The 6,320-nt window shown below is 60.4% G+C and carries 7 protein-coding genes and 1 pseudogene; 5 read left to right on the top strand and 3 right to left on the bottom strand.

Annotated features, from left to right (window positions below):
- Positions 1–216 (top strand): annotated as a pseudogene (locus YA0848_RS36310) (acyltransferase family protein); the annotation flags it as partial.
- A gap of 402 nt (positions 217–618) precedes the next feature.
- Here YA0848_RS36310 and YA0848_RS35470 read toward each other — a convergent pair.
- The gene (locus YA0848_RS35470) at positions 619–1,794 is read right to left on the bottom strand and encodes a tyrosine-type recombinase/integrase (RefSeq protein WP_198712610.1); all 1,176 of its coding nucleotides are present in this window, start codon (positions 1,792–1,794) and stop codon (positions 619–621) included.
- Between the two features lie 257 nt (positions 1,795–2,051).
- Complete coding sequence (locus tag YA0848_RS35465; protein ID WP_034112872.1) at positions 2,052–3,131, bottom strand: hypothetical protein; 1,080 nt, start codon at positions 3,129–3,131, stop codon at positions 2,052–2,054.
- Between the two features lie 193 nt (positions 3,132–3,324).
- On the opposite strand from YA0848_RS35465, the gene YA0848_RS35460 reads away from it, so the two are divergent.
- From YA0848_RS35460 to YA0848_RS35445, 4 genes are all read left to right on the top strand, one after another.
- Entirely contained in the window at positions 3,325–3,627 is a 303-nt protein-coding gene (locus tag YA0848_RS35460; RefSeq protein WP_034096845.1) for a PepSY domain-containing protein, read from the top strand.
- Entirely contained in the window at positions 3,627–3,938 is a 312-nt protein-coding gene (locus tag YA0848_RS35455; RefSeq protein ID WP_034096846.1) for a PepSY domain-containing protein, read from the top strand. The genes YA0848_RS35460 and YA0848_RS35455 overlap by 1 nt, the downstream gene beginning before the upstream one ends.
- Positions 3,938–4,561 (top strand): response regulator transcription factor, encoded by a 624-nt coding sequence (locus YA0848_RS35450; RefSeq protein WP_198731581.1) that lies wholly within the window; start codon positions 3,938–3,940, stop codon positions 4,559–4,561. The genes YA0848_RS35455 and YA0848_RS35450 overlap by 1 nt, the downstream gene beginning before the upstream one ends.
- Positions 4,558–5,877 (top strand): sensor histidine kinase, encoded by a 1,320-nt coding sequence (locus tag YA0848_RS35445; RefSeq protein ID WP_094066341.1) that lies wholly within the window; start codon positions 4,558–4,560, stop codon positions 5,875–5,877. The genes YA0848_RS35450 and YA0848_RS35445 overlap by 4 nt, the downstream gene beginning before the upstream one ends.
- Positions 5,878–5,928: 51 nt before the next feature.
- Here the strand turns inward: YA0848_RS35445 and YA0848_RS35440 are convergent.
- The coding region (locus tag YA0848_RS35440) for a methyl-accepting chemotaxis protein (protein WP_232925259.1) at positions 5,929–6,320 on the bottom strand (392 nt) is incomplete at its 5' end.

Genomic DNA, 6,320 nt, shown 5'->3' with positions numbered 1-6,320 from the left:
ATTCTATTGTATGTGGTGTTTAAATTGGTTTTTGGGGTTGCGGTGATTAGCCAGGTTAGTGCGCTTCAATACTGTTTTGTTATTCTGGCGCTCACGCCGGTTTTGGTTTTTATATGTGGCCTAACATTCTCCTTGATTGAGCGCCCTGCGATGAAAAAAGTTGCCGCCGTCACAGAGTGGCTCAGGTTTGGGAAATCTGCTCAAGTAAAGCTCTAGGTGCAGCGGGAGAACAGTGAAAAACTCTGGGATAATGCTTTGATGGAGCGCGCGCTCCTAGACTTCATGATCAAGATCCAGACTGCTCACCAGTTGGAAGACTCCATGAGGGCAGTCTCAAGAAAATGCTCATCTGCATAGAAATTGGAAAGCAGGGAAGGTATTAGACATGAGCTGAGCATCGTTTTTTCTCCGCGGAGTGACCAGCGTTGTAACGAGTGTTATTGATACTTGTGCTCGGTCGGCGGGACGCCACGGACGGACTTTCTCGACCAAAGTCTGTAGGGAGATTTGCGGGGATTCGTTAATCTCAGTTCAGCATCGTCAGGCGTCGATTGCAGTGGGCGTCCACGTAAGATGTTGCTATGAAACGATTTTCAGGACTTCCGCCAGCATGGGGTGCTAGTGGTTGGGAGCTACAAGATCGGCCCACTCCTGCATCATGGCTCGGCGCTGTTCTAGATATGTGGCGTGGTTGTACACGTCGCGTATGAAGCTGCTGTCTGCGTGAGCAAGCTGACGTTCGATCCAGTCGCGGTTATGGCCACGACCGTTCATTTCGGTGGAGAACAAGTGCCGGAACCCGTGGGGCGACTGCTTGCCTGTAAGCCCGCAAGCATCCAATACGTTGTTGGCGTAGTTGGTGCCGATCGGGAGGGTTGAGTCGCTTCGGTTGACGAACACGTAGCGCAAGTGGCCGGTGATTGGCAGCATACTCTTCAACACGTCGACCGCTTGAGTAGACAGCGGTACCGAGTGATCTCTGCGCATTTTCATTTTGGCGGCGGGCGTGGTCCAGGTGGCGGCGTCGAGATCGATCTCTGACCACTCAGCGCGCCGCACTTCTCCCGGCCTGGACGCGGTATAGATCATCAGCATGAGCGCAGCACGCAGCTGGTGACCTGACGAGGACGCCTGAATAGCAGCCATTGTCTTCGGCATTTCACTGAATGGTAGGAAGGGGTGAGGCTTGTGCTGCCCCAACTTTTCCGTGACAGCATGCATCTCGGCGGTCGGGTTGACCTCAATCAGTCCGATGGCGATTGCATAGCTGAAGACCTGGCCGGTGCGTTGCCGAACCTTGACGGCGGTAGCCACTGATCCCCGCTTTTCAATCTTTCGGATCAGGCTGATGACGTCTGAGCGCTTAATGGTATCGATCTGCCGAGCGCCGAAAGTCGGCAGCACATCCAGCTCCATCAGGTTGCTGATGATCCGGTAAGTCCCTGGCGAAATACTTCCTTTCCTGAATGCCAGCCACTCGTCGTACACGCGGCGGAAGGTTCGGCCCCCGGCCTCGATCATCTCGGCCTTCTTCTCCCTTCTTGAATTGCGCGGGTCAATTCCGTTTGCAATGTCTTCCCGTGCCGCGTCTCGCTTCGCGCGCGCTTCCTTTAGGCCTGTGTCCGGGTAAGTCCCGAACGAAATCCGCGCCTGCTTTCCAAGCCAAGTAAAACGGAAATGCCAGCTCTTGATGCCGTTGGTGGCTATATAGAGCGAAAGCCCAAGCGAGTCTGGAAGTGTGTATGCCTTTTCCTTTGGCTTGGCCTGCCTGGCCGCTGTGTCAGAGATTGCCACTAGTACATCCTATGCTTTCAGTTCTCAATGTACTGGATGATGTACTAAGTCGGCGGCACTGGGAAGGTATCTCGCGGTACGCGGTGATACTCGGATATCGCGTATAGCAGGGGATTTGGGTGATATTTGAATCGGAGAGGTTTTTGGCGGGAGGTTACCGTGGAATCTTTGAAGATTTCCACAGTGTTTTAAGCTCGGTCAGTATCTGGCAGGCGGCGAGTTTAACAGCTTGCTCCCTCGCCGCGCATACCGCTGGGTCACAGCGCCTGCAAGCGTTCGCCCAGGCCGCCGTTGTCGGCCAACTGCAGAAACTCGTCCCCCAGCCGCCGGCTCTCGCTCATCGCGGTTTGCCAGTACTTGTGGCGGCTCGGGTCGTCGCCCATAAAGCGTTTGAAGTCGCTGCGGTCCGGCAGTTTGCCGTGGGGCAGGCGCGCCAGGTAGTCCCTTGAGGGCGCGAGCAGTAACACATCCTGTAAGCCCTGAGGGTTGCTGCGCCGCCACGGCAGGCCCTTGTCGAACCAGCCGGGGATGACCCGGTCGGTGAAGTGCGGGTACAGCACGATGTCGTCGCCGTGGTAGGGCAGGTCGAGGTGGTAGTCCAGCAGGCCGCCGTCGCGGTAGGTGCCTTGGCCCGCGCCGGGCAGGTCGCGTACGCCTTGCATCACCATGGGGATCGAGCCCGACGCCAGCAGCGCCTGGCGCAGGTTGCCCACTTCCAGTTCGAGGAAGCGCGATGGGAAGTCCTTGAGCGGATGCACCGGCGGCGGCTGGCGCGGGTCGTGGACGATCAGGCGTTCGAAGTGCCGCGACAGACGTGCGCGACCGCGCAGGTTGTCGGCAATCACCGACGACAGGCCCAGGCCCAGGCGTCCGCGATGGTCATCGGCGAGCAGGCCGTGGCTTTTGACCACCATGATGTTGAGTCGATAGTCGGGGTTGTCCAGCACCCGCGCATCCCGGCCGGCCAGCAGGTCGTCGAGCATGCGCACGCAGCTTTGGCTGACTTGGGCCATGGTCACGCCTTTGGCGAAATGTTGCGCGTTGTACAGACGACCGAGGTCCAGCAGGCCCTGCACCGGGTCGGGCAGGCATGCGCTGGCAAAGCGCCAGGAGCCGATGGACGCGCCGATCAGCGCGCGCTGCCGTGGCGCACGCGGCAGCCAGTCGCCGAACAGCGCCAGGTCCAGGCCCTGGATGCCCAGGGCCTTGGGCCCGCCGGCCGCGCCGGGAAGAATGCCGACATCCGCCGGCTTTAGGCCCTGCTCACGAATGCGTGCCAAAGCGCGCGTGCCGGCCTTGAGGGTCAGCGCGGGGAATTTGATGTGGATGGCTGTCATACCGATCTCTGTTGAAGCGGGGTGTAGGAGCACGCGTGCTCGCGAAAAACGTTAACCATACCGCGTGAATCCGGAATAAACACCGTCGTTTGTCGCGTCGGCTTGGAATTGCCATGGTGGCAATTCAGTTTCAGTTAAGTTGCAGTCGTTACCGTGTCCGGCGTAGGAAAACATTGTGTAACGGAGACTTATCATGAAGCGCCTCACAGCTCTGGTCGCCGCCGGTATCATCGCTTCCACGGCGACCCAGGCCGGAGCCGTGGACCCCGACAAACCACTGACCGTGCCTGCCACTGTTACAATTGTCGCCTTCGATCAATTGGAAGCCACCGCCCTGGCCCTGCACCCTGGTTCGACATTACTCGACACCGACCTGGACGAGGCCTATGGCAAGTATATCTATGAAGTCGAACTGCAAGACCTCGACGGCATTGAATGGGATGTTGAATTGGACGCGCTCACCGGGCAGGTTCTCAAGAATCATCAGGATACGTAATGAAGGTAAATTTACGCGCCAGCAGCCGATGGCCGCTGGTGCTCATGGTGTTCTGCTCAAGCCTGGCGGCGCGCGACCTCAATCAAGATGAAGCCCTGGCGCTGCGGCAGCAGGGCGTGATCCTGCCGCTGGAACAGCTGTTGCAACAGGCCATGGCGCGCCATCCCGGCTCGCGCCTGCTGGAAGCCGAGCTTGAAAAAAAACACGGGCAATATGCCTATGAAGTGGAACTGGTGACCACCGACGGCGTGGTGCGCGAAATCAAGCTGGACGCCACCAGCGGCGTGCTGATCAAAGACGAGGAAGACTGATGCGCCTGCTTCTGGTGGAAGACAACGTACCCCTGGCCGATGAACTGCTGGCCGGCTTGCAGCGCCAAGGCTATGCCGTCGACTGGCTGGCCGATGGGCGCGACGCCGCATACCAGGGCCGCACCGAGCCCTACGACCTGATCATCCTCGACNNCGCGGCGGCGCTGGCCACCCCGGTGCTGGTCCTTACTGCCCGCGATTCCTGGGCCGAGCGTATCGAAGGGCTCAAGGCCGGTGCCGATGACTACCTGAGTAAACCCTTTCATCCCGAAGAACTGCACCTGCGCATCCAGGCGTTGCTGCGTCGCTCCCACGGTCAAGCCAACCAACCCACCCTGCAAGCCGCCGGCCTGCACCTCGACGAGGGGCGCCAGTGCGTGCTGCGCGATGGCGAAGAGGTCCAACTGACCGCCGCCGAGTTTCGTCTGCTGCGCTATTTCATGCTGCACCCTGAGCAAATCCTGTCCAAAAGCCATCTGGCCGAGCATCTGTATGACGGCGAAACCGAGCGCGATTCCAATGTGCTGGAGGTGCACGTCAACCACCTGCGCCGCAAGTTGGGCCGCAGCGTGATCGAAACCCGGCGTGGCCAGGGTTATCGGTTTGGCGCCAACCCCGCATGAAGTCGATTCAACGGCGCCTGAGCCTGGGGCTGATCAGTGTGATGGTGATCGTCGGCGTGGTGCTGGCGCAGACCAGTCTGTGGTTGTTCGAAGCCGGTCTGCAGCGATATCTGGAGGCAGGGCTGCGCAACGACACGGAAAACCTGCTGGTGGCACTGGTGCGCGGGCCCAACGGCGTACAGCTGGACGAGCATCGTCTGTCACCGGCTTACCAGCGGCCGTTTTCGGGACATTACTTTCGTATCGATTTTGCCGACACCCACTGGCGCTCTCGCTCGCTATGGGATCAGGAACTGCCGCGCCTGCCCGAGGCCGGTCTGAAGGGCAACCTGCAGCTGGGGCCTGAAGGCCAGCAACTGCTGGTGCTACGTTCGGACTACAAGCGCTTTGGTCAGTCGATTTCCATCAGCGTGGCCCAGGACTACACGCCAGTGCGCGAAAGCTTTCGCCTGATGCGTCAGATCGGTCTGGTGCTGGGCTTGGCGGCGTTGCTGCTGGTGCTGGTGCTACAACGGGTGACTGTGCGCCGCGCCTTGCGCCCGCTGGAAACCGCGCGCAACCAGATCGCCCAATTGCAGCAAGGCCAACGCTCGCAGCTCGACACTCAGGTGCCGTTGGAGCTGGAACCGCTGGTGGCGCAGATCAACCACCTGCTGGCCCACACCGAAGACAGCCTCAAGCGTTCCCGCAATGCCCTGGGCAACCTTGGCCATGCGCTGAAAACCCCATTGGCGGTATTGCTGAGCGCGGCATCCAGCGAGGCGCTCAAAGACCATCCCAAGCTGAGCGCCTTGTTGCGCGAGCAATTGGAGCAAGTGCAGCAACGCCTCAATCGTGAACTGAACCGCGCCCGTCTGGCTGGCGAAACCCTGCCCGGCGCCTTGTTCGACTGCGAACAGGAACTGCCTGGCCTGCTCGCCACCTTGAACATGATCCATGGCGAACACCTGGACCTCAGCTACCATGCCGCCCCCGGCCTGCACTTGCCTTGGGATCGCGAAGACCTGCTGGAGTTGCTGGGCAATCTGCTGGACAACGCCTGCAAATGGGCGGACGCCGAGGTGCGCCTGAGCATTGATGAGACCCCCCACAGCTATTGGCTCGCGGTGGAAGACGACGGCCCCGGCATCCCCGAAGCCCAGCGAGATCAGGTGCTCAGCCGTGGCGCGCGCCTGGATGAGCAGATCGACGGTCACGGCTTGGGCCTGGGGATCGTGCGCGATATCGCCGAGGTGTGGGGCGGGGTGTTGCGGTTGCAGGATAGCCCCTTGGGCGGTTTGAAAGTGCTGGTCGAATTACCCAAGCGCCATGCCTGACAGGCGGCAAACGGGAGCAAGCTCCCGCCCACCCTGGGTGGTCTTCAAGCGTCAGACTCGGAACTGATCCATCAGACCCTGCTGTTGATTGGCCAGGCTGTTCAGCGCCTGGCTCACCCGCGCCGACTCATTGGCCTGTTCCGACAGCGATTCGGTCACATCGCGGATGGTCGCCACGTTGTGGTTGATCTCTTCGGCGACGGCGCTTTGCTCCTCCGCGGCACTGGCGATTTGCAGGTTCATATCGCTGATCACGGTGACCGCGTCGCCGATCTGGCGCAGTGCGGTGACGGCCTGGCCGACCTGTTCGACACTGCCCTGGGCCTGGCGATAACTGCTGCCCATGGCACCGACCACGTCGGTGGTGCCGCTCTGCAAGTGCTCGATCACCAGGCGGGTTTCCTCCACCGATGCCTGGGTGCGTTGCGCCAGGTTGCGCACTT

The organism is Pseudomonas sp. S4_EA_1b (assembly GCF_016307435.1).
Taxonomy (GTDB): Bacteria; Pseudomonadota; Gammaproteobacteria; order Pseudomonadales; family Pseudomonadaceae; genus Aquipseudomonas; species Aquipseudomonas rhodesiae.
Note: the sequence above shows the minus strand (reverse complement) of the source record. Positions and strands in the feature narration are given on the sequence as shown.